Raw genomic sequence first — 21,595 nt, forward strand, 5'->3', positions numbered from 1 at the left:
AGTAGAAGCTCAACATAGCGTCTCTACATTGAGGGGCGAAAGAGTGAATGAGTCAGATACGGTAGCGTGATGGATAGGCGCATTTTTGTCTTGTGACTAGAGCAATAACGCCTCATCTATGGGATGGAACTGGCTCGCTGCATCCCTTAAGGATTTAGCTGTTAGGGTAGGGACGCCATACACTTGGGTTTCAACCCCATACTTTTTATGAATTTTTTGCAGCAATAAATCGAAATCGCCATCACCAGACAATAAGATCACTGTATCCACTTCACTCGCCGCTTCCATAATATCTATGGTGATCCCCACGTCCCAATCGCCTTTGGCTGAGCCATCGCTACGCTGAATAAACGGTTTTAACTTCACCTCAAAACCTATGTGCTTTAGTGCGTCTTGAAATTTCAATTGCCCATCGTCGCCCTTATGGATGGCATAAGCCACGGCCAATGCTATATCACCTTCATAACCTAAGTGCTGCCACAGTTTACGATAATTAAATTGGCGACCATAGGCTTCGCGGCAGGTGTAATAGATGTTTTGTACATCGACAAATAAAGCGATTTTTTTCAAGGCGTTTTCCAGCGGCTAGGGGAGTAAGGGCACTATAGCATATCGAGGCAATAGGGTTTTCAAGGATGTTAGAGTGTTGGGTTCAGCCGTCGAGATGGTGAACCCAAAGCGTATGTTAGCTTCTATGGTATTTTTGATATTCGCCCGGTGACATGCCGTTGAGTTTTTTAAAGTAACGCCCCATATGACTTTGATTGGCAAAGCCATTATTGAGGGCGATATCGGTCAATGATTGCGTTGAATGACTCAAGCTTTGTTTGACCTTTTCAATGCGCACTTGCAGCAAATACTCCTGCGGCGTCATCGCAAATTGGCATTTAAACATGCGACAAAAATGGTACTCGCTCAGTTGGGCAAGCTCGGCCAACTCAGACAAGTAAATTTGCCGATGGGAATGGCAATGAATAAACTCTTTGATCGCTTTAGCCACTTTAGGTGCGAGCCCACCCTTAATTGGCCCCACCGACAAATTAAAGCCTGAGCTTTGCAGCAAAGTCACCAGCACAGTGTCGGTTACTTGTTCCATTATCAGATGGTGATCCCTCATCTGCCAATCGAGCCCCGCAACTTGGTGCCGAAACAGCGCCTCCAATCTCGGATTATCGACAAAGGTCAACTCAGGTAAACGCACTTGGCGTGGATCTTTATCAAAGACTCGCACCGCCAATTTTTTAAGATGTTCATCGCTAAAATACAAATGCATAAACTGCTGCGGTTGTCCCAGTTGCCAATGGCTTTGGCAGCCTTGGGGCATAAGGCAAAACTTACTGGGCGCGCCATAGTCGGCCTTGATATCGGTTCTGTGGGTTTCGTAGCCGCCATCCAGATACATGCTCAGCGTATGTTGTGCATCGTTTTGGTAATACAGACGCTCGCCCGCATTTTGATAATGAGCCCAAGATAAATCCTCCGTAATCGCTTGTTTACGAATACAGGTTTTGGCGGATTTATCAAAACTGATGTATTTGGGCTCCATGGGTTCCTAGTGATCTCACTGGCTAAGCATTTTGTCTTTCCAAATTATCGCACTTATGGGCGTGGCTCAACGTTCGCTTGCGATTAAAACCGCAATATCGTGTTATGACCCACAAGATGGTGACATAAGGACGAAAGCCATCGCTGTATAGTTCGCCTCATTAAGTATTTTATGAAGGTGTAGGGGACTCATTATGGCTGCTGTGATGTATTTGCTGATGATTTTTGTGTGGGGTTTTTCGTGGATTGCCATTAAGTGGCAGCACGGTGAGGTGGCGACGGAAGTCTCGATTTTTTATCGCTTCGCGATAGCGAGCCTGTTGATGTTCGCCATCGGCTTTGCCTATAACAAGCTGCAAGCGGTAAAGCTTAGGCAGCATCCTTGGTTTGCACTGCAAGGTGTGTGTCTATTTTGTTTGAATTTTATCGCGTTTTATACTGCAACCCATTATATCGCCAGCGGTTTAACGGCGGCGATTATGGCCACTGCGCCCATTTTTAATGCGATACATGGCCGCATTTTTTACGGCACGCCCACTACCCGCAACTTTTGGTTAGGAGTCAGTGTCGGTCTGGGGGGCATTATCTTACTCTTTGGCGCCGATTTGCTCGCGACTCAGTGGTCACAAAATTTAGTGTGGGGCTTATTGTTTTCGCTGTTAGGTACGTGGTTTTTCTCGATTGGTAACATGATCAGTATGCGCAACTCGCGCGATAATGTGTCGCCCTTTACCTCAACAGCGTATGCCATGTGCTATGGCAGTGCGGCGTTACTGCTCATCATCTGGTTTAAAGATTTAAGCTTTAGTTTACCGCTGACAACCCGTTATCTTGGCAGCTTGTTCTACTTAGCTGTTATCGCCTCTGTGATTGGCTTTACCGCTTATTTGATCTTGGTTGAGCGAATTGGCGCTAATGCCGCTGCATATCTGTTGGTGATTACCCCTGTGGTGGCGTTAAGTGTATCGAGTGTGTTTGAGGATTATCAGTGGACTTGGTATTCAAGCGTGGGACTCTTGCTAGTCGCGCTCGGTAACATGTTAACGCGCCGTCAACGACCGCTTGGTGCTGGTCTCGGTTTACTTTTAGGCTTAGCCAATAAAGCAAAAAACGCTTAAAACATTAATGAGAAAAAAGCCAAGACATTGAGTGTCTTGGCTTTTTGTTATTCGATTATCAACAACTATGATTATCGCTAGGCTTTAGGTGCGAGTTCCTGCTGTTTTGCCGCTAACTCTTGTGCCGCTAACTCTTGTGCTTTAATCGCCGCTTCGAGTTTAGCTTCAACATAACCAGGGGAGTGCGTTGTGGCCGAGATTAATCGATACATGGCGGGGATCACCAGTAAGGTCACAAAGGTAGCAAACGCCATTCCGAAGAACACCACAGTACCTACAGCGATACGGCTTTCTGAACCTGCGCCCGTCGAGAAAATTAACGGCACAGCGCCAACTAAGGTGGTGAAGGCTGTCATTAGGATTGGCCGCAAACGACGGGATGACGCATCGATAATAGCTTTATCGAGTTCAAAGCCGCGGTCACGCAATTGGTTGGCAAATTCCACGATGAGGATACCGTTTTTAGTCACCATACCAATTAACATGATCATGCCTATCTGGCTGTAGATGTTGATCCCTTGGCTGGTGATCAGTAGTCCTAAGAAACCACCGAATACACCCATAGGCACAGTAAACATCACCACTAACGGGTTGATAAAGCTCTCAAACTGTGCGGCTAATACTAAGTAGGCAACCAGTAAAGCCAAACCAAATACGATAAAGATACTGCTTTGGTTTTCTTTAAAATCTTTGGATTCGCCCGTGTAACCAATCGAAATATCTTTAGGTAATAATTCAATGGCTTTAGCGTCAAGGAACTTTAAGCCTTCACCTAAGGTGTAACCTTCACTGACGTTAGCCTTGAGGGTGATCGATTTTTGCTTATTGGTGTGGCTTAATCTTTGTGCCGAGGCAATTTCTTCTATATGGGTGACAGTATCAAGCGTCACTAATTCGCCTTTACCGGAACGCATGTAGATTTGGCTAAGATCGCCAACGTTGTTAAAACTGTTTTCATCACCGCGCAAGTACACATCGTATTCTTCGCCGCGATCCACATAGGTGGTTTCGGTGCGACCGCCGAGCATCACTTCTAAGGTTTGCGAGACGTCATCGACACTGATCCCAAGCTCCGCTGCGCGTTCTTTATCAACCGTCACGATAAGCTCAGGCGTGGTTTCGGCGTAGTCTAAGTCGGCACCTTCCATCATAGGGCTGGCATTGGCTTCTTCTTTGAGCACCTGCGCCCACTTAAACAGTTCGGCATAGTCGGAACCACCAAGCACAAATTGCACCGGTTCACTCGATTGGCCCCTAAAGCCTGGCATCATAGGGCGAACCATCACATCGGGAATGTCCTTCAATGCTTTGCTAATAATCCCAAGCGCTTGCTGTGCGGATTCGGTGCGTGTACCCCAATCTTCAAGCTGCATGATCACAAAGCCCGTTTGATCGCCCGCACGGCCACCAAACGCGGGGGCTTGCACGCTGAAGGAGCGCAGCACACCTTGACCCAGCAAGGGCATGAGTCTGTCTTCGACTATGTCCATGTTGGCTGTCATACGGTTATAACTGGTGCCTTCGGCGCCTTTAACAAAGGCGAACAACACACCGCGGTCTTCCTGCGGCGCCAGCTGTGACGGCACTTGTTGCATTAACCAAGCGCTGCCGCCGATACAAGCGAGGATAACTAAGGGCGCGAGTAAACGGAGTTTAATCGCTCGAGTCACTGCGACGCGATAAACGCTTTCCATGCGAGCAAAGCCGCTGTCGACCCAACGATTAAAGCGATTCGGTTTGACGTTGGCTTTGAGTAATTTACTGCTCAGTACAGGCGTAAGTGTGAGTGCCACTAAGGAGGAGAACAGCACTGACACCGCCAGCATCACGGAGAACTCGGTAAATAGTAGTCCGACCATGCCCTCCATAAATGAAATTGGGAGGAATACCATCACCAGTACCGCCGTAGTGGCGATAACGGCAAAGCCCACTTCTCGAGTACCTTTATAGGCGGCGAGTAAGGGCTCTTCACCTTTTTCGATATGGTGGAAAATGTTTTCAACCACCACAATCGCATCATCCACCACTAGACCGATGGAGAGAATTAACGCCATTAATGTCAGTAGGTTAATCGAATAACCTAGCATGTTAGCGGCGATAAATGCCGAGATTAACGATACCGGAACCGTTACCGCAGGGATGAGTGTCGCCCGCGCTTGTCCAATGAAGATATACAGCACGAGTACGACCAAGGCGCCCGTGACATAAAGTGTGCTATACACTTCGTTAATCGAGCGGTCGATAAATACGGTCGAGTCGAAGTCGACCACTAGGCTAGTGCCTTCGGGCAGGAAGTCTTGTACGCGATCAACTTCTTTATGCACTTCTTTGGCAACGAGCAGAGGGTTGGCATCGGACTGGGCAATAATGCCTAAACTGATGTTAACTATGCCGTCGCTTTTGAAGGTCGAGTTTTCGTTTTGTGCCCCAACAGCCACATCCGCCACATCTTTTAAGTAGATAGCCGTGCCATCGCTGGCGGTACGCACCACAAGATAGTCAAAATCCTTCGGCGTGTAGTACAAGCGTTTGGTACGCACCGACATCACTGTGGTGTCGTTGCGCACTTGGCCGCCGGGCGTTTCGATATTCTCTTTACGCAGGGCGTTGATAATATCCGTGGCGGTAACATTACGTCCTGCCATTTGTTCGGGTCTGAGCTTGACGTACATGACCTTATACAAGCCGCCGGAAATGCTGATAGAACTCACGCCGCTGATTAAGCTGAATTTGTCCTCGAGTACTCGCTGGGCGTAGTCCGTTAATTGAGTACGGTCCATCACACTCGAGCTTAAGTTCACATAGACTGAGGGTTCGCCGGAGCCGTTGTCTTTTGAGACGACGGGGTCTTTTGCATCTTCTGGGAGTCTGCGTTGGGCGCGGGCCACGGCATCACGCACATCGCTGACCCCTTCGGTTAAGTTCCAACCGAGGAGGAATTTAACTGTGATACGCGAGCTACCGTTACGTGTGGTCGAGGTGATTTCGTCAATACCACTGATCCCTGTTAGCTCATCTTCTAAAGTCTTAGTGATCTGGCTTTCCATAATCGCCGCCGACGCACCCGAGTAACTGGTGCTGATGGTGACCACAGGGCTTTCGACGTCGGGCATTTCTCGTATCGACAGTTTAGTGAACGACACTATGCCGAATACACATAGCAGTAAGCTTAAAACGATGGCAACGACAGGGCGTTTAACCGAAACATCGGATAACCACATTATTTCGTCTCCGTTGCTTTAGGACCTGAAAGCTCTGTCGCACGGGCTGAGGCTTTATCATCGAGCGTGACTTCATTGATTTGCAGGCCATCGCGCATATTGACTAAGCCCTGTACCACGACTTTGTCACCTATGTTTAAACCGCTTTCGATTAAGACTTGGTTATCGATACGTGCCCCGAGTGTCACTTCTGTGCGGTGGGCAATGTGGTCGGCGCTAACTACGTATACGTAACGTTTAGTTCCTGAATACTCAAGAGCTTGTACTGGCACCATAGGTGCTGAAATCGCTGGGAAGGTGATGGTTGACGACATCATCATGCCCGGTTTTAAGCGTTTCTTCGGATTATCGAATAGCACTCGTACTTTGAGGTTTAAGGTTTCCTCATTGACGCGGGGATCGATAGCCACCATTTTGCCAGTAAAGATTTCATTCGGCCAAGCGCGACTGGTGGCTGACACTTGCATGCCAATACTCAGTTGCGATAGGAAATGCTCAGGCACTTGTAAGTCGAGGCGCATGCTGGACAAATCATCTAGCGACATCAACTCAGTGCCCATGCTGACCATCTTGCCTTCGCTGAAATTAATCAGGCCAGTATTACCCGCAAACGGCGCTATCAGCGAGTGGTAATGTAAATCTGCTTGGGCGGAGGATAAGCGTGCTTGGGCGATATCAACACTGGCTTTTTGTGCGTCAATCTCGGTTTGGGTAATGGCGTTACGGCTGATCAGTTTTTCAAATTCTTTGAGTTTACGTTTTTCATCATTGAGGAAAGCATTGGCCTCGGCGACGGCGGCTTGGGCTTTCATATCATCGAGTTCGATCAGTAACTGGCCTTTTTTCACCGCTTGGTTTGAGGTCACTGCGACTTGTTTAATCTTACCTGTGACTTGCGGTGCAATGATCACTGCACGTTCAGCCGCGAGTTTGCCGATAAGAGAGATAGATTGCGCTAATGGATATTCAATCACTTCACCCGTGACCACAGGAACGGTACGCATAAGATGTGGCGCGTTTTCGGGTTTAGCCGCTTGAAGGACATCACTAAAACTCACCGCTGTGGCGATAATCGCAAGCAGGGCAATGGCAATAATGGTTTTTTTCATTGTAATTATTATCTCGCGCAAAGGCAGTTTAAAAAGGTAATCGCTCTAATGGCGCTATTCTAGTGAATAACGTACGCCAGTTGGGTAAAAGTTTGTAAAGGTAAGCGAACGAAAATGAAAGAAATTGTGTTTTTTGAGCATTGAGCACAATTCAACGAGAGTTTTGCTGTTTTTTTGTGCTGTTATTGCTTTTTAAAAGCTGGACGGACTTTAGGGATGGACTTCAGTTCGCGTTTTTCAATCGGCGCTTGAGTCGTTTCAACCTGAGGGTATTGGCTTAAAATTGCCGCTAATCGTCCCTCGCGGCGCATACTCTCTAAACCTTGATTAAAATCCGTCACTAACTGCGGATGATCCGCCACAGCCAAAGAGATCCCTAAATGAAATACCTCAGTCGCTATGGGTTGGCCGACTTGCTCAAAGGCACCCTCATATTCACTTGGTCCTTTTTTAATTAAATACCTCGCTAAGTTATGGCCAATCAAGACTAAGTCAATACGCTTTAAAAATAGCTTTTTGAGATTCATCTCATCCGAATTTCCTTCCTCTGTGGTGAGCCCCGCGGCGAAGATTTCTGGCGGATTAGCGTAACCGCGACCTATACCGATAGTGAAAGGTTTAAGATCTGAAAGTTGACTGAAACTCAGCGGTGAATCTTTACGTTTATAAAACACAATTTGTACGGGTTGGATAGGCGCAGAATATTGGGCCCATTGCTCGCGCTCTTTACGATACCAGAGCCCAATGATGCCATCAGCTTGGCCAGTTTTAACGAGTAAAGCCGCGCGGGCGAAGGGATAAAACTTGAGGCTGGCAGTGTAACCTTTGCGTTTAAAAGCTTCTTTGACGACTTGCGCAACGCCGCCCTGTTCAGGTAAAGCATCGGCATAAAAAGGAGGATAGTTAGTGGCGACTAATTGGAGTTCCCTGCCCGCAAATGCAGAGGGGGATAGAAGCTGAATAGAAACAAGCAAAAGCTAGATAATGTGAGTAATTTCTTCCCCATTTCTACTCCAGCACTTAGGTGAGTCGCACTTGGCTTGAGTATAGTCAGAGTTAATTAGAACAGGCGAACTTATGGATATAAAGATGAGTGCATATTGAGCGCCATACGATTGAGCGTTATGCCGATTTAGAGCCATGGCGGGCGCCCGTTTTACCCTTGCTCATTCATGCCTTATTGCCCCAGCACATTCATGGATTAAGGCGCTAGCTCATTCACGTATTGGGGCAAAAGATAGTAGTGAGGCAGGTTATAGCGAAACCTGCTCACCCTGATACAAACCTCGGCGGAGTTTTCCAGCGTCGATAAGTAACAGCTCACCGGATTTACCATTCTTAATGCTGCTATCTATCGCAATGATTTTATTATGATAAAGCCCAAGAACTTGTTCCTGCGATGTGTGCCCTACGACGATATGATCGACCTTGAAATAGCTCAGTATGCTATCGATATCCGACTCTTTCAGTTCATCTTTAAAGTAGCCACGATACCAAGTTGGACCATTGGTAAAAAACAAAAAGTTGAGTAAATCGTCTTGCTTCAAATCGGCTTTTTTATCATCTAAATGCTGCCGAAATAGTTGGTTAGCATCGCTGATATGTAATTTACGCTCGACCCATTCAGGGCTGATACCGCCGTGCATAAACAAGATATTATTGATTTTGACTAAGGTATGTTTGCTGCGAAGCCATTGGCCTATTTCGGTGTCTTTGTTGTAGAGAGCATCGTAGCTGCGTTTGAGTAAATCTGCCGAGACTTGATAGCGTTCGTTGACGTAGCGTAAGTCGCCGCGAAACACCATTTGCTCGTGATTGCCCATGAGTAGATGTAAGCGTCCGCCCGCAGCTTGGGCTTCTTGGTCTAAGGAATATAAAAACCACAATACTTCATTGACTTGATGACCACGGTCAAACATGTCGCCCGTCATCACCATATGACCGTCACCAAAGGCCCAGTGGTTATCTTTGTTGATAATCTGATGGGCTTTTAGCAAGTTAATCATTACATCAAACTGGCCGTGTACATCGCTAAGGGCGACAATTTTGCTGACATGGGTGAAGGTATCTGGCTCAACCGTGACAGCTTGTGTATGAAGGTGCGGTTGGGGTAATTCACCGCAATTGGTAGGGCGAGTTAACTGCGCCTTCGCAATCCTTGTTTGTTTTAGCTCGCTTTGGCAAATCCAATAGGCAGTGTCCTTTTGAGTGTCATCTAAAAACACATAAGGGCCATCGGTGACGCTGCTTTCTTGAATTTTTAGTTCTGGCTCGGCTTCACTGGTATTGGCCGCGAATGAGTTAAAGGAGAGTGAGACAAAGGGAAGCGCGGTAACAAACCATAACAGGAGCGTGAATTTTCTCTGTTGCTTGAGTATCCATTGGCTGGCTCGGCTAAGTCGCGTCATAGATAGCGTGATTGGATGAGCCCCGACTGGCATCGAATTGATTCGCATTAGACCGCATCCTTGTTCTTGTTTTAGTTATTCATTCTGTCATTTTAGACACTTGAGTTGATGAGTCTTCAACGTGCAGCTTGACGAATTCAATTTCAAGCGCTTAATCCAAACGCTTAATCTTAAGTACTTAATGTCAAGTGCTAAACCTATTGAAAACACTAAATCATACGGATAAGGCTTAACATCGGCAAGTCGTGAGGCGGGCTAAAGTAAACTTGCCCGCCTCGTGATTCAGTTATTCCATCATTGCATGTCTATAAGTGCATGACTGTCGTTACATTGTATTGGCAGTTACATGGCATTGACTACGGTATGACTATCGACAAACTGCTCGAAACTGACGATTTTTCCGCTGTGTATTTTCCATAAATGGGCGACTCGGGCGCTAAAATACTTGCCCGTTTTGACATAAGTACCTGAATAAGTACCGAAGGCAAAAACCTTATCGCCCTGTGCCACATAGTCTTCGATATCGACGCGATAGTTATCCCATTCTTTTTCGAGGCGGGCGAACACATTGGCGGCTATCGCACTAAAACCTATGTAAGTGCCCGCATAGGGAAAACCTGCCGCCTCTGTCCAGCGTGCGTCATTTGCCAGTGCATACTCAAGATTTTTAGCATTTTCGGCAGAGCTGTGTCCCTCGTAAGTACTTTTGACAAGTGCAAGATTCGCATCAGTTTGTCTCGTCGTTTCAATATGGTTTAGCTGATCGGATTCATTTGCTAAGGAGCTTTCAGGAACAACATTAAGCGTTGGCATGATTACGACTCAAACTGTGCTTCAAGATGGCTTAACCACTGGGCGGGTTGGCCATAAAAGCGGTTGATATTAATGGCGGTTATGTTGCCGTCATGATCCTCTATAGCCATTGAAGGGAAGCCTTGTGCCCCCATCAGATTCAGTAATGCTCTGGATTCAACAATATGTTCATATAGCTTGTCTTCACCTTGGGCATAATGCTGCGCAAAGCCTATAGGGTCGAGCCCAAGTTCAGCGGCTAACTTTGCCAGATTACCTTCATCACTGGCGCTGTGACCATCGCGGTAATGGGCCAGTTGTACTGAGTGTAGATAGGCCAAACTGTCGCCACCCATAGCATCGACTGCGAGCATGGCTTTAATAGGAGGCGCCGAGTCGAGTACGATTGCGGTATCGCGCAGCAGACCATCAAAATAGTTTTCCCCAAAAGGTTGTCCTGTTAGCTCGGCAATACGCAGATCGTGGGGCATAACATAGTCGCGCCAGTTAGCATCGATTTGTTTACGTCTTGGGCCCGTGAGCATACCGCCGCCGTGGAGCTTAATGGTAAAGCCTGCTTTTGCGGCGGCATCGAGTAAAGGCGCTGCGGCATAACACCAACCACATAAAGGGTCGATAATGGCGTGCAGAGTGCGCTCTTTGGCCGTTGCTGTGCTGCTGGTTGTGCTAGTTGGATGAGCTGTTGGCTGAGTCATAGTGTTAAACCTTTTGGCTTAAGTCGCTACATTAGCGACTTAAGCCCTTTGAGAACATCGATTAAAATAGTTAGGTTGGTGCCGTTATTTAGCTAAAAAATGGCACGCAATCGCTCACGTGCCTGTCTTTAACTATTTACACTTAAATGCTTGTACCTAATCGCCGAGATAGGTATGACTAGGCTTACATAGGCCAGGTCATTTCGCCCATGTAAACTTTGGCGCTGATCTCAAGCCCTGCATCGGCTGGCATTTGTGGGTATAGCGCCAGCATCTTTTGGATTAATTCAGCTGAATCTTTCGAGGCTTTTGCTGCGATTTCAAAGGCCTTTACATACTCACGGGTAAAACCGATGGCACGGGTATCAAATCGTGCTTCGCCTAAGTAGTGCCCTGGGATCACTGTGGTCGGCAGCAGTTTTTCCATCGCATCTAAATGAGTTAACCATTCCTGACGCTCTGCGGCAGTTTGAGTGTCTGCCATCCAAACATGCGTGTTATCAAATACTTCTACGCCACCTGTGATGGTTTTTGCCGATGGTACCCACAGGAAAGTGTGTTTAGGGTGTTTGTCATTAAAACCTTCGATAATCACTTGCTCACCATCGATGGTGAAAGTGTCGCTGTGAATCGCCTTAGGTAACACTAATTCACTTGGCGCATTGTCCTTTAAGATCGGTCCCCAGTAGGCGAGCTTGCCTTCCATTGAGGCTTTAATCGCATCGACCGTGGTTTGAGTCGCGACGATTTGTGCATCGGGAAAATGCTTTTTAATCACGGCTAAGCCGAAATAGAAATCAGGATCGCTATGGCTGATATACACCTGAGTCAGCTTTTTACCGCTGGCTTTGATGGTGTCGACCAATTTTTGGGCATCGTTATTTTGAAATTGTGCATCGACTAGCATTATTTCGTGTTCGCCGCTGATAAAGCTCGATGACACGGCAAAGATGCTGTTTTCGCCCGGATTAAAATGGCTCACTTGTAATGGCGCTGCATTGACCGCGCTAAGCCCTGCCAGCAACAAGGTGGCAGCTAGGCTGATTTTAGACGAGACCTTCAATGTGGCGTTAACTGTGTTACGTATTGCATAGGTCGATGTGTTCATTTGGGGCTCACTTATAGTCACAGGGTGAAAGAGTAAAAGGTTCGATTTAGCATTCATTGATTTGCAGCTGCTGCAAAAAGTGAGTTAAGTATAGGTTGCAATAATCAATAGATAAATGCGAGTATCTGCCCATATTTGTTGCATTAATCGGACGAATAGCCGTATGTACTCTTAGTTATTATTCATGTGGTGACGTGAGTATGTGAGTGAACCTTCGAGTGATTTGAAAGTGAGTGATTAAACGTTATTGATTGAACGTTATTGATTTAACGCGAGTGGAGATAAATCATGGATAGACTCGAAGCGGCTAAGGTGTTTGTGACTATTGTTGAGCGCGGCAGCATGATCAGCGCCGCCAATGCCTTAGATATGTCGCGTTCTATGGTGACCCGTTACTTGAGCGAAATGGAAGAATGGTCTGGTGCTAGGTTGCTGCATCGTTCGACGCGTAGCCTCAGCTTAACGCCCGCGGGTGAGCAAGTGCTGGACTATTGCCATCGGCTGCTCGAACTGGCTAACGAAGTGCCTGCGGTAAGCCACGCCGCTGTGGCGATTCCGCGGGGCTTGTTGCGTATTAGTTGCTCCCAGTTTTTGGCGCATCAGATTTTAGCGCCCGTGGTACAGCAATATTTAGCCAGTTATCCGCAGGCGAGCGTGAATTTCCACGTGAGCAGCCAAACCGTCGATTTAGTCGCCGAGCGGATTGATCTGGCTATTCGCATCACCAATGAACTCGATCCCAATCTTATCGCTAGGCGCTTAGGGGAGTGTGAGTCTGTGGTATGCGCCGCACCGAGTTATCTTGCCGCGCGCGCCGCCGTGCTGCATCCCGAGGATTTAACTCAGCACAACTGCTTAACCTATTCCTATTTTGGCGATGTGATGTGGCGGTTTTATCAAATCGATGTGGTTGCGAAACAGGCTCTGGCGCTGAACTCTGATCCTAAGTTAAACCAAGGTCAGGCTGCAAACCAAGTGCTGAACTTGAGCCAAGGCCAGGCGTTTAATGTGCCTGTGAATGGGAATTTTAGCGCCAATGATTCCATGGTGGTGCTCAATGCTACGCTGGCAGGCGAGGGGATTGCGATGCAACCGCTATGGGCGGCGAAACCCTATTTAGACTCGGGTCAGCTAGTGCCTTTATTAACTGAGTTTAAACCTCAGTCCCTCGGTGTGTATGGCGTGTATCAATCTCGCAAACATATGCAGCCCGCATTAAGAGTGATGATGGATATGCTGGTGGCCTATTTTGCTAGTTTGAAATAGTGCCAGTTTAAAATAGTGTTAGCTTGAAATAGTGCCAAAGCTTGCGGCACTTATAGCGTAACGGGATGCCATAAAAAAGGAGCTTAACCCTTTCGAGTTAAACTCCTCAGATTTACACTTGTCTAGATTCTAGATTCTAGATTCTAGATTCTAGATTCTAGATTCTAGATTTACTTTATCATGCGCTTGTATTTCAAGCGGTGTGGCTCAACCACATCGGCGCCATAGGTGTTTTTCAACCATGCCGAGTATTCTGTGTAGTTACCTTCGTAGAAGTTCACTTGACCTTCGTCGCGATAATCCAGAATGTGGGTCGCGATACGGTCGAGGAACCAACGGTCATGCGAAATCACCATAGCGCAACCTGGGAATTCCAGAATCGCTTCTTCCAGTGCGCGCAGGGTTTCAACGTCTAAGTCGTTGGTGGGTTCGTCGAGTAATAAGACGTTACCGCCCGCTTGCAGCAGTTTGGCTAAATGCACGCGGTTACGCTCACCGCCCGACAGAGTGCCGATGATTTTTTGCTGATCGCCACCACGGAAGTTGAAGCGGCCCACATAGGCGCGGCTCGGGATTTCCATGTTGTTGATACGCATGATGTCTTGACCACCGGAGATTTCTTCCCAAATGGTGTTCTTATCATTCATCGAATCGCGGAACTGCTCAACCGAGGCCAGTTGCACAGTTTCACCTAGCTCAATACTGCCGCTGTCTGGTTTTTCTGCGCCGGATAACATGCGGAACAGGGTCGATTTACCCGCGCCGTTGGCACCGATAATGCCGACGATAGCGCCCTTAGGTACTGAGAACGACAAGTTGTCGATCAAAACGCGGTCACCGTAAGACTTGGTCAGGTTATTCACTTCAATAACCTTGTCGCCTAAACGTGGTCCGGGCGGAATAAACAGCTCGTTGGTTTCGTTACGTTTTTGGTAATCGTTAGTGTTCAGTTCTTCAAAGCGCGCCATACGGGCCTTGCCTTTAGACTGACGGCCTTTGGCGCCTTGACGTACCCATTCCAATTCTTTGGCAATGGTTTTTTGACGAGCGCTTTCGGTGGCTGATTCTTGCTTCAGACGGGCATCTTTCTGCTCAAGCCATGAAGAATAGTTACCTTCCCACGGAATACCTTCACCGCGGTCGAGTTCTAAAATCCAGCCAGCGGCATTGTCGAGGAAGTACCTGTCATGGGTAATCGCGACCACAGTACCGGCATATTCCTGCAAGAAGTGCTCAAGCCAAGCCACAGATTCAGCATCCAAGTGGTTGGTGGGTTCGTCCAGTAACAGCATTTCTGGCTTTTCAAGCAGCAAACGACATATCGCCACGCGGCGACGTTCACCACCGGATAATACTTCGATTTTCTCATCCCAATCTGGCAGACGCAGGGCGTTGGCGGCGCGCTCAAGGACGTACTCTAAGTTATGGGCATCTTGGGCTTGAATAATGGCTTCGAGTTCGCCTTGCTCTTTTGCAAGGGCGTCGAAATCGGCGTCCGGCTCGGCGTAGGCTGCGTAAACGGCATCGAGGCGAGTCAGGGCATTTTTTGCCTCTGCTACCGCTTCTTCAATCGCTTCACGCACGGTTTGATTCGGATCGAGTTTAGGTTCCTGCGGCAGGTAACCGATTTTCAATCCCGGCATTGGGCGCGCTTCACCTTCAATTTCGGTGTCGATACCCGCCATAATACGCAGTAGTGTCGACTTACCTGAACCGTTAAGGCCGAGTACACCAATTTTGGCGCCGGGGAAAAAGCTTAAAGAAATATCTTTAAGGATCTGCTTCTTAGGCGGAACAATTTTTCCCACCCGCAGCATGCTGTAAACAAACTGAGCCATTTTTCTCTATCTTAAGTGACTAATGATGCGGCTAATTCTACTCGATTGCGCGCCGAACTCAACTCGACAATGAGCCAAGTTCAAGCACTATCTGCAGGAATTTCATGTTTCAAATACTGGGATTGTGACCGCGTTCCGAGTAGAATACCGCGCAACCCTACCTATAAGAATTGGCAGCTGGAGTAAGCAATGCTGAAAAAAGATATGAATATCGCAGATTATGATCCGGAACTGTTTAACGCAATTCAGAATGAAACTCTGCGTCAAGAAGAGCATATTGAGCTGATTGCTTCTGAAAACTACACCAGTCCACGCGTGATGGAAGCGCAAGGTTCACAGTTAACCAATAAGTACGCTGAAGGCTATCCAGGCAAGCGTTACTATGGTGGTTGTGAGTATGTGGACGTAGTTGAAACCTTAGCGATTGAACGTGCTAAACAACTGTTTGGCGCAACTTACGCTAACGTACAACCTCATTCAGGTTCACAGGCAAACAGCGCGGTTTACATGGCATTGTTAAAACCTGGCGATACCGTACTGGGCATGAACTTAGCTCATGGTGGTCACTTGACCCACGGTTCACCCGTTAACTTCTCTGGCAAACTGTACAACATCATTCCTTACGGTATCGACGAGTCTGGCAAAATTGACTATGACGAGATGGAGCGTATTGCCATAGAACACAAGCCTAAGATGATGATCGGCGGTTTCTCTGCCTATTCAGGTATCGTTGATTGGGCAAAAATGCGTGAAATCGCAGACAAAATCGGTGCTTACCTATTTGTCGACATGGCGCACGTTGCCGGTCTTATCGCTGCGGGCGTTTATCCAAACCCAGTACCACACGCACACGTTGTGACTTCAACGACTCACAAAACCTTAGCGGGTCCCCGTGGTGGTGTGATCCTGTCTGCTGCTGACGATGAAGACTTGTATAAGAAGTTGAACTCTGCGGTATTCCCTGGCGGTCAAGGTGGCCCATTGATGCACGTTATCGCCGGTAAAGCGGTGGCGTTCAAAGAAGCCCTAGAGCCAGAATTTAAAGTTTACCAACAGCAAGTGGTTAATAACGCTAAAGCTATGGTTGAAGTGTTCCTTGAGCGCGGTTACAAAATCGTCTCTGGCGGAACCAGCAACCACTTAATGCTAGTTGACCTGATTGGTCGTGACTTAACCGGTAAAGAAGCCGATGCCGCCTTAGGTAGCGCTAACATTACCGTGAACAAAAACTCAGTACCAAACGATCCACGTTCACCTTTTGTGACCTCAGGTGTGCGTATCGGTACGCCAGCCATTACGCGCCGCGGCTTTAAAGAAGCGGAATCGAAAGAGCTGACTGGCTGGATTTGTGACATCCTTGATGATGCGAACAATCCTGCTGTGATTGAGCGTGTTAAGGGCCAAGTATTGGCACTGTGTGCACGTTTCCCTGTTTACGGCTAATTTGCCTATGCATCTACGTTTAGTAGATGAAGGGCCGAGATTGATCGCCGACTGACTTGATACTTGTCACATCAGGTACTTAGCATCAGGCACTTAACATTAAGTTGTTAAGCTCAGGTAGTTAACCTCAGCCCATAAATAGGATAAAATCCCATGGCCGCATCTCGCGGCCATTTTTATTGGTAAAATCTTAAGTTTAAATCCATGGCTTTTGACTGATATTTAACAGGTAAACCCATTAACGCTTTACGATCATTCACTGGCAGGAGGCTCAATGCATTGTCCATTTTGCAGCGCGACAGATACTAAAGTCATCGATTCTCGATTAGTGGCGGAAGGCCACCAAGTGCGCCGTCGCCGAGAATGCACCGAATGCCATGAACGATTTACCACCTTCGAAGGCGCTGAGTTAGTCATGCCTAGGGTGATTAAGCGCGATGGTTCACGCCAACCCTTCGATGAAGAAAAACTCCAAGGTGGCATGTTACGCGCCGTTGAAAAACGCCCCGTGTCTATGGATGAAATCGAGCAAGCACTCAGCAAAATCAAGTCTACCCTGCGCGCCACTGGCGAGCGGGAAGTGCCGTCAGAAATGGTGGGTAACTTAATGATGGAGCAATTGATGAGCCTAGATAAAGTCGCCTACATTCGTTTCGCTTCCGTGTACCGCGCCTTTGAAGACGTGTCTGAATTTGGCGAAGCCATCGCCAAACTGCAAAAGTAGTTATTCGATTTTTGTGGCTAGTCTATCGGTGTTTGGTTGCGCTAGCCTTAAAAGAGGCTTTTGATTAATAGCTTCTGCAAGACAGGTTTTAAAAACAGATTTGCAAGACTGGTGAAAGCCGAAACCTTTAACAACAGGGTTGAACATGAGCTTGAACATAAGTTGGTCCGTACTCGATACCCAAATGATGAGCCGCGCGATTCAATTGGCGCGCAAAGGCTTTTACACCACTAGACCCAATCCCAGTGTGGGCTGCGTTATCGTTAAAGATAACCAAATCATTGGTGAAGGTTATCATCAAAAAGCGGGTGAGCCCCACGCCGAAGTGCATGCGCTACGTATGGCTGGCGAACGCGCCCGCGGCGCAACAGCCTATGTCACTTTAGAGCCCTGCAGCCATTATGGCCGCACGCCGCCCTGCGCCTTGGCGCTGATCAATATTGGCGTTAAACGTGTTGTGGTAGCGGTGGAAGATCCTAATCCGCAAGTCGGTGGTCGTGGCATTCAAATGCTGCGTGACGCCGGTATTGAAGTGGATGTGGGATTACATCGCGATGAAGCCTATGCCTTGAATGTAGGCTTTATGAAGCGGATGGAATCGGGTTTACCCAGAGTTACAGTAAAATTGGCTGCGAGTCTCGATGGTAAAACCGCGCTGTCTAACGGTGTGTCTAAATGGATAACTGGTCCAGAATCTCGTCGCGACGTGCAGCGATTACGTTTACGTTCTTGTGCACTGGTCACGGGGATCGAAACCATACTGGCAGACGCTCCTTTACTTAATGTGCGTTATCAGGAACTTGGCAGCTTAAAAGACAGTGTAACCGAGGCGCAATTACTGCAGCCATTAAGAGTGATACTCGACAGCCGTGCCCGTTTGCCGTTATCGGCCGCCTGCTTGGCTATCGTATCGCCCATACTCTTGGTCTCGACCGTGGCTTATCCCACAGAGTTTCAAGCACAATTGCCCTCCCATGTGAGTTGCCTCGTGTTACCTGCAATTGCAGGTCGCGTCTCATTGCCTGAACTATTAAGCTATTTAGGCCAAAGCTGTAATCACGTGCTGGTGGAAGCGGGTGCAACCTTAGCGGGCGCATTTTTAGCGCAGGGGCTGGCCGATGAGTTAGTGCTATACCAAGCGATGAAAATCCTCGGTGGGCATGGGCGTAATTTGCTGCAATTGCCCGATTATCAAACCATGGCACACATTCCTGCACTCACTTTGGTCGATGAGCGCAAATTAGGGCCAGATACCCGTTTAACCTTGAGCGTTAAGCTTGATACCTCTTTATTTAAATCGAATTGGAGCAAGATAACCGTTTAACCTTGAGTCTTATGCCTTATTACTTCTTTATTTAATTAAGTGAGTTAACCATGTTTACTGGGATTATTGAAGCCGTTGGCACCCTGCGCAAACTGGAGCGTAAAGGCGATGATATTCGTCTTACCGTGGCGAGCGGCAAACTGGATTTAAACGATGTGCGTTTAGGCGACAGCATTGCCACTAACGGTGTGTGCTTAACGGTTGTGCAGCAATTAGCCGACGGTTATGTGGCTGATGTCTCTGCCGAAACCGTGAGTCTAACCGGCTTTGCTAATTACAAAGTGGGCACTAAGGTGAATCTTGAAAAGGCCGTCACCCCAACCACACGCTTAGGCGGCCACATGGTCAGTGGCCATGTAGACGGTATTGCTATGGTTGAGCAACGCTTAGTGCGTGGTCAAGCCATCGAGTTTTGGTTAGCCGCACCCGCAGAGCTTGGGCGTTATATTGCCCATAAAGGTTCCATCACCATTGATGGCGTGAGTCTGACGGTTAACGAAGTGGACGGCAGTCGATTCCGCTTGACCATAGTGCCGCATACCGCAGGTGAAACCACGTTAATCGACCTGCAAGCGGGCGATAAGGTGAATATCGAAGTGGATTTAATCGCCCGTTATCTTGAACGCTTGATGAATTATGATGGCAAGGACAGCAAGAGCGGTGGCGTCACCATGGAAATGTTAGCCCGTGCCGGCTTTGTGCGTTAGTGCACAGGAGCAGATTATTTAACTTAAGCTTATCGGCAGCTTAGGTTATTTAGGTATAGAATTTCATAATAACAGCAAAATCATAAGGTCCTACAATGGCGCTGCACAGTATAGAAGAGATCATCGAAGATATTCGTCAAGGCAAAATGGTTATTTTGATGGATGACGAAGACAGAGAAAACGAAGGTGATTTGATCATGGCGGCCGAAATGGTCACGCCAGAAGCGATTAACTTTATGGCGAAATATGGCCGTGGGCTTATTTGCCAGACCATGACTAAAGCCCGTTGCCAGCAGTTAAATCTCCCCTTAATGGTGACGAATAATAACGCCCAGTTCTCGACTAACTTTACGGTTTCTATTGAAGCGGCGGAGGGTGTGACTACTGGCATTTCGGCCCACGATCGCGCTGTAACGGTGAAAGCGGCTGTGGCTAAAGAGGCTAAAGCGTCTGATTTAGTGCAACCAGGGCACATCTTCCCGCTAATGGCACAGGACGGCGGCGTATTAACCCGCGCAGGCCACACTGAAGCTGGTTGTGATTTAGCCCGTCTTGCGGGACTTGAGCCATCGGGCGTTATCGTTGAGATTTTGAACGAAGACGGCACTATGGCACGCCGCCCAGATTTAGAGATTTTCTCCGAGTTGCATGGCATCAAAATCGGCACCATCGCGGCATTGATCGAGTATCGCAACACCAAAGAAACCACGGTTGTGCGTGAAGCTAAATGCAAATTACCGACCCGTTTCGGTGAGTTCGACATGGTGACTTTCAGAGACACTATCGACAATCAACTGCATTTTGCCTTAGTCAAAGGTGAGGTGAAGAGTGATTGTTTAGTGCGCGTGCATCTGCAAAACACTTTCAACGATTTACTCCATTCAGAGCGCGATCAGCAACGCAGCTGGCCACTCGAAAAGGCGATGGAGCGTATTTCTGCAGAAGGTGGCGTATTGGTTTTATTAGGGAATCAAGAACATCCCTGTGAAATCCTCTCTAAGGTGAAAGCCTTTGAAGCCGAAGATCAAGGCCAAGCGCCTGCTTCTGCAAAATGGCAGGGGACGTCGCGCCGTGTGGGTGTGGGTTCGCAAATCCTCGCTAGCCTTGGCGTGACTAAGATGCGCCTGCTCAGCTCGCCTAAACGTTACCATTCACTTTCGGGCTTTGGCCTTGAAGTGACTGAGTATGTGGCGGACTAAAACCCAAAGTTACACTGAAGTAAAATTAACAATTTCTGATAATTTGCATAGGGCTCTGGGCAATTGGCTGTGATATCATGTCGCCACTTTTCGCCCCGAGCTGGGTGCTTTAGCTAAATTAGGTAAGATAATGAACGTAGTTCAAGGTAATATCGAAGCGAAAAATGCCAAAGTTGCGATTGTAATTTCGCGTTTCAACAGCTTTTTAGTTGAGAGCTTGCTTGAAGGTGCACTTGACACGCTGAAACGTTTTGGCCAAGTCAGCGACGACAATATCACTGTTGTCCGTGTACCAGGTGCGGTTGAGTTGCCGCTAGCTGCGCGTCGCGTAGCTGCCAGTGGTAAATTCGACGGCATTATCGCATTAGGTGCGGTGATCCGTGGTGGTACTCCTCATTTTGATTTTGTTGCAGGCGAATGTAATAAAGGTCTAGCTCAAGTTGCTTTAGAATTTGATCTGCCAGTTGCTTTCGGTGTTTTGACCACAGATACCATTGAACAAGCTATTGAACGTTCAGGTACCAAAGCGGGTAACAAAGGCGGCGAAGCTGCTTTAAGTCTGCTTGAAATGGTCAATGTTCTGCAAGAACTTGAACAACAGTTGTTATAGTAGGAAAAATAATGAAGCCTTCTGAGCGCCGCAAGGCCCGCCGTTTAGCCGTTCAAGCCATCTATTCATGGCAACTAAGCGGGAATAATATTGCCGATGTCGAGCATGAGTTTTTAACTGAACAAAGCCTCGACGGTGTTGATGTAGCTTATTTTCGTGAGCTATTTTCAGGCGTTGCAACGAAGAAAACCCAATTGGATGAGCTGATCATCCCGCATCTGGAACGCCCGATTGATGAAGTGTCTCCAGTAGAGAAAGCCATAGTTCGTTTAGCGACCTATGAGCTGACTTTCCGTAAAGATGTGCCATATAAGGTCGCGATTAACGAAGCGATTGAGTTGGCAAAAGCTTTTGGTGCGGATGAGAGTCATAAGTTTGTGAACGGACTGCTCGACAAACTGGTTGCACGCAAGTAATAAAGACAAACGGTATCTTAGGATACCGTTTTTCATTGCTAACAAAGGTGG

The 21,595-nt window shown here is 47.7% G+C and carries 19 protein-coding genes; 9 read left to right on the forward strand and 10 right to left on the reverse strand.

Going from position 1 to position 21,595, the window contains the following annotated elements; genetic code table 11:
* Positions 1 to 96: 96 nt before the first annotated feature.
* Together L5M71_RS18125 and L5M71_RS18130 are read right to left on the reverse strand one after the other, a co-directional pair.
* Positions 97 to 570: an NYN domain-containing protein gene (locus L5M71_RS18125; RefSeq protein ID WP_263208847.1), complete on the reverse strand. Its 474-nt coding sequence runs from the start codon at positions 568 to 570 to the stop codon at positions 97 to 99.
* Between the two features lie 115 nt (positions 571 to 685).
* A complete protein-coding gene (locus tag L5M71_RS18130) occupies positions 686 to 1,546 on the reverse strand; it encodes a helix-turn-helix transcriptional regulator (protein WP_263208849.1) in 861 nt (286 codons plus the stop codon).
* 193 nt (positions 1,547 to 1,739) lie between these two features.
* Here L5M71_RS18130 and L5M71_RS18135 point away from each other — a divergent pair, with 193 nt between their 5' ends.
* Positions 1,740 to 2,663: a DMT family transporter gene (locus L5M71_RS18135; RefSeq protein WP_263208851.1), complete on the forward strand. Its 924-nt coding sequence runs from the start codon at positions 1,740 to 1,742 to the stop codon at positions 2,661 to 2,663.
* 77 nt (positions 2,664 to 2,740) lie between these two features.
* On the opposite strand, the gene L5M71_RS18140 is transcribed toward L5M71_RS18135, so the two are convergent.
* From L5M71_RS18140 to L5M71_RS18170, 7 genes are all read right to left on the reverse strand, one after another.
* Positions 2,741 to 5,884 carry a multidrug efflux RND transporter permease subunit gene (locus tag L5M71_RS18140; RefSeq protein ID WP_263208853.1) on the reverse strand — a complete coding sequence of 1,048 codons (3,144 nt, stop codon included), beginning with the start codon at positions 5,882 to 5,884 and terminating at the stop codon, positions 2,741 to 2,743.
* Positions 5,884 to 6,993, reverse strand: coding sequence for an efflux RND transporter periplasmic adaptor subunit (locus tag L5M71_RS18145; protein WP_028761398.1), 1,110 nt, complete (start codon positions 6,991 to 6,993; stop codon positions 5,884 to 5,886). The genes L5M71_RS18140 and L5M71_RS18145 overlap by 1 nt, the downstream gene beginning before the upstream one ends.
* Before the next feature lie 182 nt (positions 6,994 to 7,175).
* Positions 7,176 to 7,967 (reverse strand): substrate-binding periplasmic protein, encoded by a 792-nt coding sequence (locus L5M71_RS18150; RefSeq protein WP_263208855.1) that lies wholly within the window; start codon positions 7,965 to 7,967, stop codon positions 7,176 to 7,178.
* A gap of 279 nt (positions 7,968 to 8,246) precedes the next feature.
* The gene (locus L5M71_RS18155) at positions 8,247 to 9,449 is read right to left on the reverse strand and encodes a metallophosphoesterase (RefSeq protein ID WP_263208857.1); all 1,203 of its coding nucleotides are present in this window, start codon (positions 9,447 to 9,449) and stop codon (positions 8,247 to 8,249) included.
* Positions 9,450 to 9,743: 294 nt separating this feature from the next.
* Positions 9,744 to 10,214, reverse strand: a complete 471-nt coding sequence (locus L5M71_RS18160) for a nuclear transport factor 2 family protein (RefSeq protein WP_263208859.1) — start codon at positions 10,212 to 10,214, stop codon at positions 9,744 to 9,746.
* A gap of 2 nt (positions 10,215 to 10,216) precedes the next feature.
* Entirely contained in the window at positions 10,217 to 10,909 is a 693-nt protein-coding gene (locus L5M71_RS18165) for a DsbA family protein (RefSeq protein ID WP_263208861.1), read from the reverse strand.
* A 184-nt stretch (positions 10,910 to 11,093) separates the two neighbouring features.
* The gene (locus L5M71_RS18170) at positions 11,094 to 12,017 is read right to left on the reverse strand and encodes an MBL fold metallo-hydrolase (RefSeq protein ID WP_263208864.1); all 924 of its coding nucleotides are present in this window, start codon (positions 12,015 to 12,017) and stop codon (positions 11,094 to 11,096) included.
* A 288-nt stretch (positions 12,018 to 12,305) separates the two neighbouring features.
* Between L5M71_RS18170 and L5M71_RS18175 the strand changes: the two genes are divergently transcribed.
* Complete coding sequence (locus L5M71_RS18175; RefSeq protein ID WP_263208866.1) at positions 12,306 to 13,283, forward strand: LysR family transcriptional regulator; 978 nt, start codon at positions 12,306 to 12,308, stop codon at positions 13,281 to 13,283.
* A 170-nt stretch (positions 13,284 to 13,453) separates the two neighbouring features.
* Here the strand turns inward: L5M71_RS18175 and ettA are convergent, their stop codons facing one another.
* Positions 13,454 to 15,121, reverse strand: a complete 1,668-nt coding sequence (gene ettA / locus L5M71_RS18180; protein ID WP_263140202.1) for an energy-dependent translational throttle protein EttA — start codon at positions 15,119 to 15,121, stop codon at positions 13,454 to 13,456.
* 189 nt (positions 15,122 to 15,310) lie between these two features.
* Here ettA and glyA point away from each other — a divergent pair, with 189 nt between their 5' ends.
* From glyA to nusB, 7 genes are all read left to right on the forward strand, one after another.
* Complete coding sequence (gene glyA / locus L5M71_RS18185; RefSeq protein WP_263208868.1) at positions 15,311 to 16,564, forward strand: serine hydroxymethyltransferase; 1,254 nt, start codon at positions 15,311 to 15,313, stop codon at positions 16,562 to 16,564.
* Positions 16,565 to 16,838: 274 nt separating this feature from the next.
* Positions 16,839 to 17,288: a transcriptional regulator NrdR gene (gene nrdR / locus L5M71_RS18190; protein WP_006082643.1), complete on the forward strand. Its 450-nt coding sequence runs from the start codon at positions 16,839 to 16,841 to the stop codon at positions 17,286 to 17,288.
* 145 nt (positions 17,289 to 17,433) lie between these two features.
* On the forward strand, positions 17,434 to 18,612 hold the full coding sequence (gene ribD / locus L5M71_RS18195; protein ID WP_263208870.1) for a bifunctional diaminohydroxyphosphoribosylaminopyrimidine deaminase/5-amino-6-(5-phosphoribosylamino)uracil reductase RibD: 1,179 nt from the start codon (positions 17,434 to 17,436) through the stop codon (positions 18,610 to 18,612).
* Positions 18,613 to 18,662: 50 nt separating this feature from the next.
* Positions 18,663 to 19,319 carry a riboflavin synthase gene (locus L5M71_RS18200; RefSeq protein WP_006082641.1) on the forward strand — a complete coding sequence of 219 codons (657 nt, stop codon included), beginning with the start codon at positions 18,663 to 18,665 and terminating at the stop codon, positions 19,317 to 19,319.
* A 95-nt stretch (positions 19,320 to 19,414) separates the two neighbouring features.
* Positions 19,415 to 20,518 carry a bifunctional 3,4-dihydroxy-2-butanone-4-phosphate synthase/GTP cyclohydrolase II gene (gene ribBA / locus L5M71_RS18205; RefSeq protein WP_006082640.1) on the forward strand — a complete coding sequence of 368 codons (1,104 nt, stop codon included), beginning with the start codon at positions 19,415 to 19,417 and terminating at the stop codon, positions 20,516 to 20,518.
* Positions 20,519 to 20,648: 130 nt separating this feature from the next.
* Positions 20,649 to 21,128 carry a 6,7-dimethyl-8-ribityllumazine synthase gene (ribE, locus tag L5M71_RS18210; protein WP_006082639.1) on the forward strand — a complete coding sequence of 160 codons (480 nt, stop codon included), beginning with the start codon at positions 20,649 to 20,651 and terminating at the stop codon, positions 21,126 to 21,128.
* A gap of 11 nt (positions 21,129 to 21,139) precedes the next feature.
* Positions 21,140 to 21,544: a transcription antitermination factor NusB gene (gene nusB, locus L5M71_RS18215; protein WP_006082638.1), complete on the forward strand. Its 405-nt coding sequence runs from the start codon at positions 21,140 to 21,142 to the stop codon at positions 21,542 to 21,544.
* Positions 21,545 to 21,595: the final 51 nt, after the last annotated feature.

The sequence above is a fragment of the Shewanella sp. SW1 genome, assembly GCF_025653545.1.
Taxonomy (GTDB): Bacteria; Pseudomonadota; Gammaproteobacteria; order Enterobacterales; family Shewanellaceae; genus Shewanella; species Shewanella oncorhynchi.

Bases quoted from the DNA above. Each gene is read 5' to 3' on its own strand.
- L5M71_RS18170 (WP_263208864.1), bottom strand. From the start codon at position 12,017: ATGAACACATCGACCTATGCAATACGTAACACAGTTAACGCCACATTG.
- L5M71_RS18145 (WP_028761398.1), bottom strand. From the start codon at position 6,993: ATGAAAAAAACCATTATTGCCATTGCCCTGCTTGCGATTATCGCCACA.
- L5M71_RS18130 (WP_263208849.1), bottom strand. From the start codon at position 1,546: ATGGAGCCCAAATACATCAGTTTTGATAAATCCGCCAAAACCTGTATT.
- ribD (WP_263208870.1), top strand. From the start codon at position 17,434: ATGAGCTTGAACATAAGTTGGTCCGTACTCGATACCCAAATGATGAGC.
- nrdR (WP_006082643.1), top strand. From the start codon at position 16,839: ATGCATTGTCCATTTTGCAGCGCGACAGATACTAAAGTCATCGATTCT.
- ribBA (WP_006082640.1), top strand. From the start codon at position 19,415: ATGGCGCTGCACAGTATAGAAGAGATCATCGAAGATATTCGTCAAGGC.
- L5M71_RS18165 (WP_263208861.1), bottom strand. From the start codon at position 10,909: ATGACTCAGCCAACAGCTCATCCAACTAGCACAACCAGCAGCACAGCA.
- L5M71_RS18200 (WP_006082641.1), top strand. From the start codon at position 18,663: ATGTTTACTGGGATTATTGAAGCCGTTGGCACCCTGCGCAAACTGGAG.
- L5M71_RS18175 (WP_263208866.1), top strand. From the start codon at position 12,306: ATGGATAGACTCGAAGCGGCTAAGGTGTTTGTGACTATTGTTGAGCGC.
- glyA (WP_263208868.1), top strand. From the start codon at position 15,311: ATGCTGAAAAAAGATATGAATATCGCAGATTATGATCCGGAACTGTTT.
- L5M71_RS18140 (WP_263208853.1), bottom strand. From the start codon at position 5,884: ATGTGGTTATCCGATGTTTCGGTTAAACGCCCTGTCGTTGCCATCGTT.
- ribE (WP_006082639.1), top strand. From the start codon at position 20,649: ATGAACGTAGTTCAAGGTAATATCGAAGCGAAAAATGCCAAAGTTGCG.
- L5M71_RS18135 (WP_263208851.1), top strand. From the start codon at position 1,740: ATGGCTGCTGTGATGTATTTGCTGATGATTTTTGTGTGGGGTTTTTCG.
- L5M71_RS18155 (WP_263208857.1), bottom strand. From the start codon at position 9,449: ATGCGAATCAATTCGATGCCAGTCGGGGCTCATCCAATCACGCTATCT.
- ettA (WP_263140202.1), bottom strand. From the start codon at position 15,121: ATGGCTCAGTTTGTTTACAGCATGCTGCGGGTGGGAAAAATTGTTCCG.
- nusB (WP_006082638.1), top strand. From the start codon at position 21,140: ATGAAGCCTTCTGAGCGCCGCAAGGCCCGCCGTTTAGCCGTTCAAGCC.
- L5M71_RS18160 (WP_263208859.1), bottom strand. From the start codon at position 10,214: ATGCCAACGCTTAATGTTGTTCCTGAAAGCTCCTTAGCAAATGAATCC.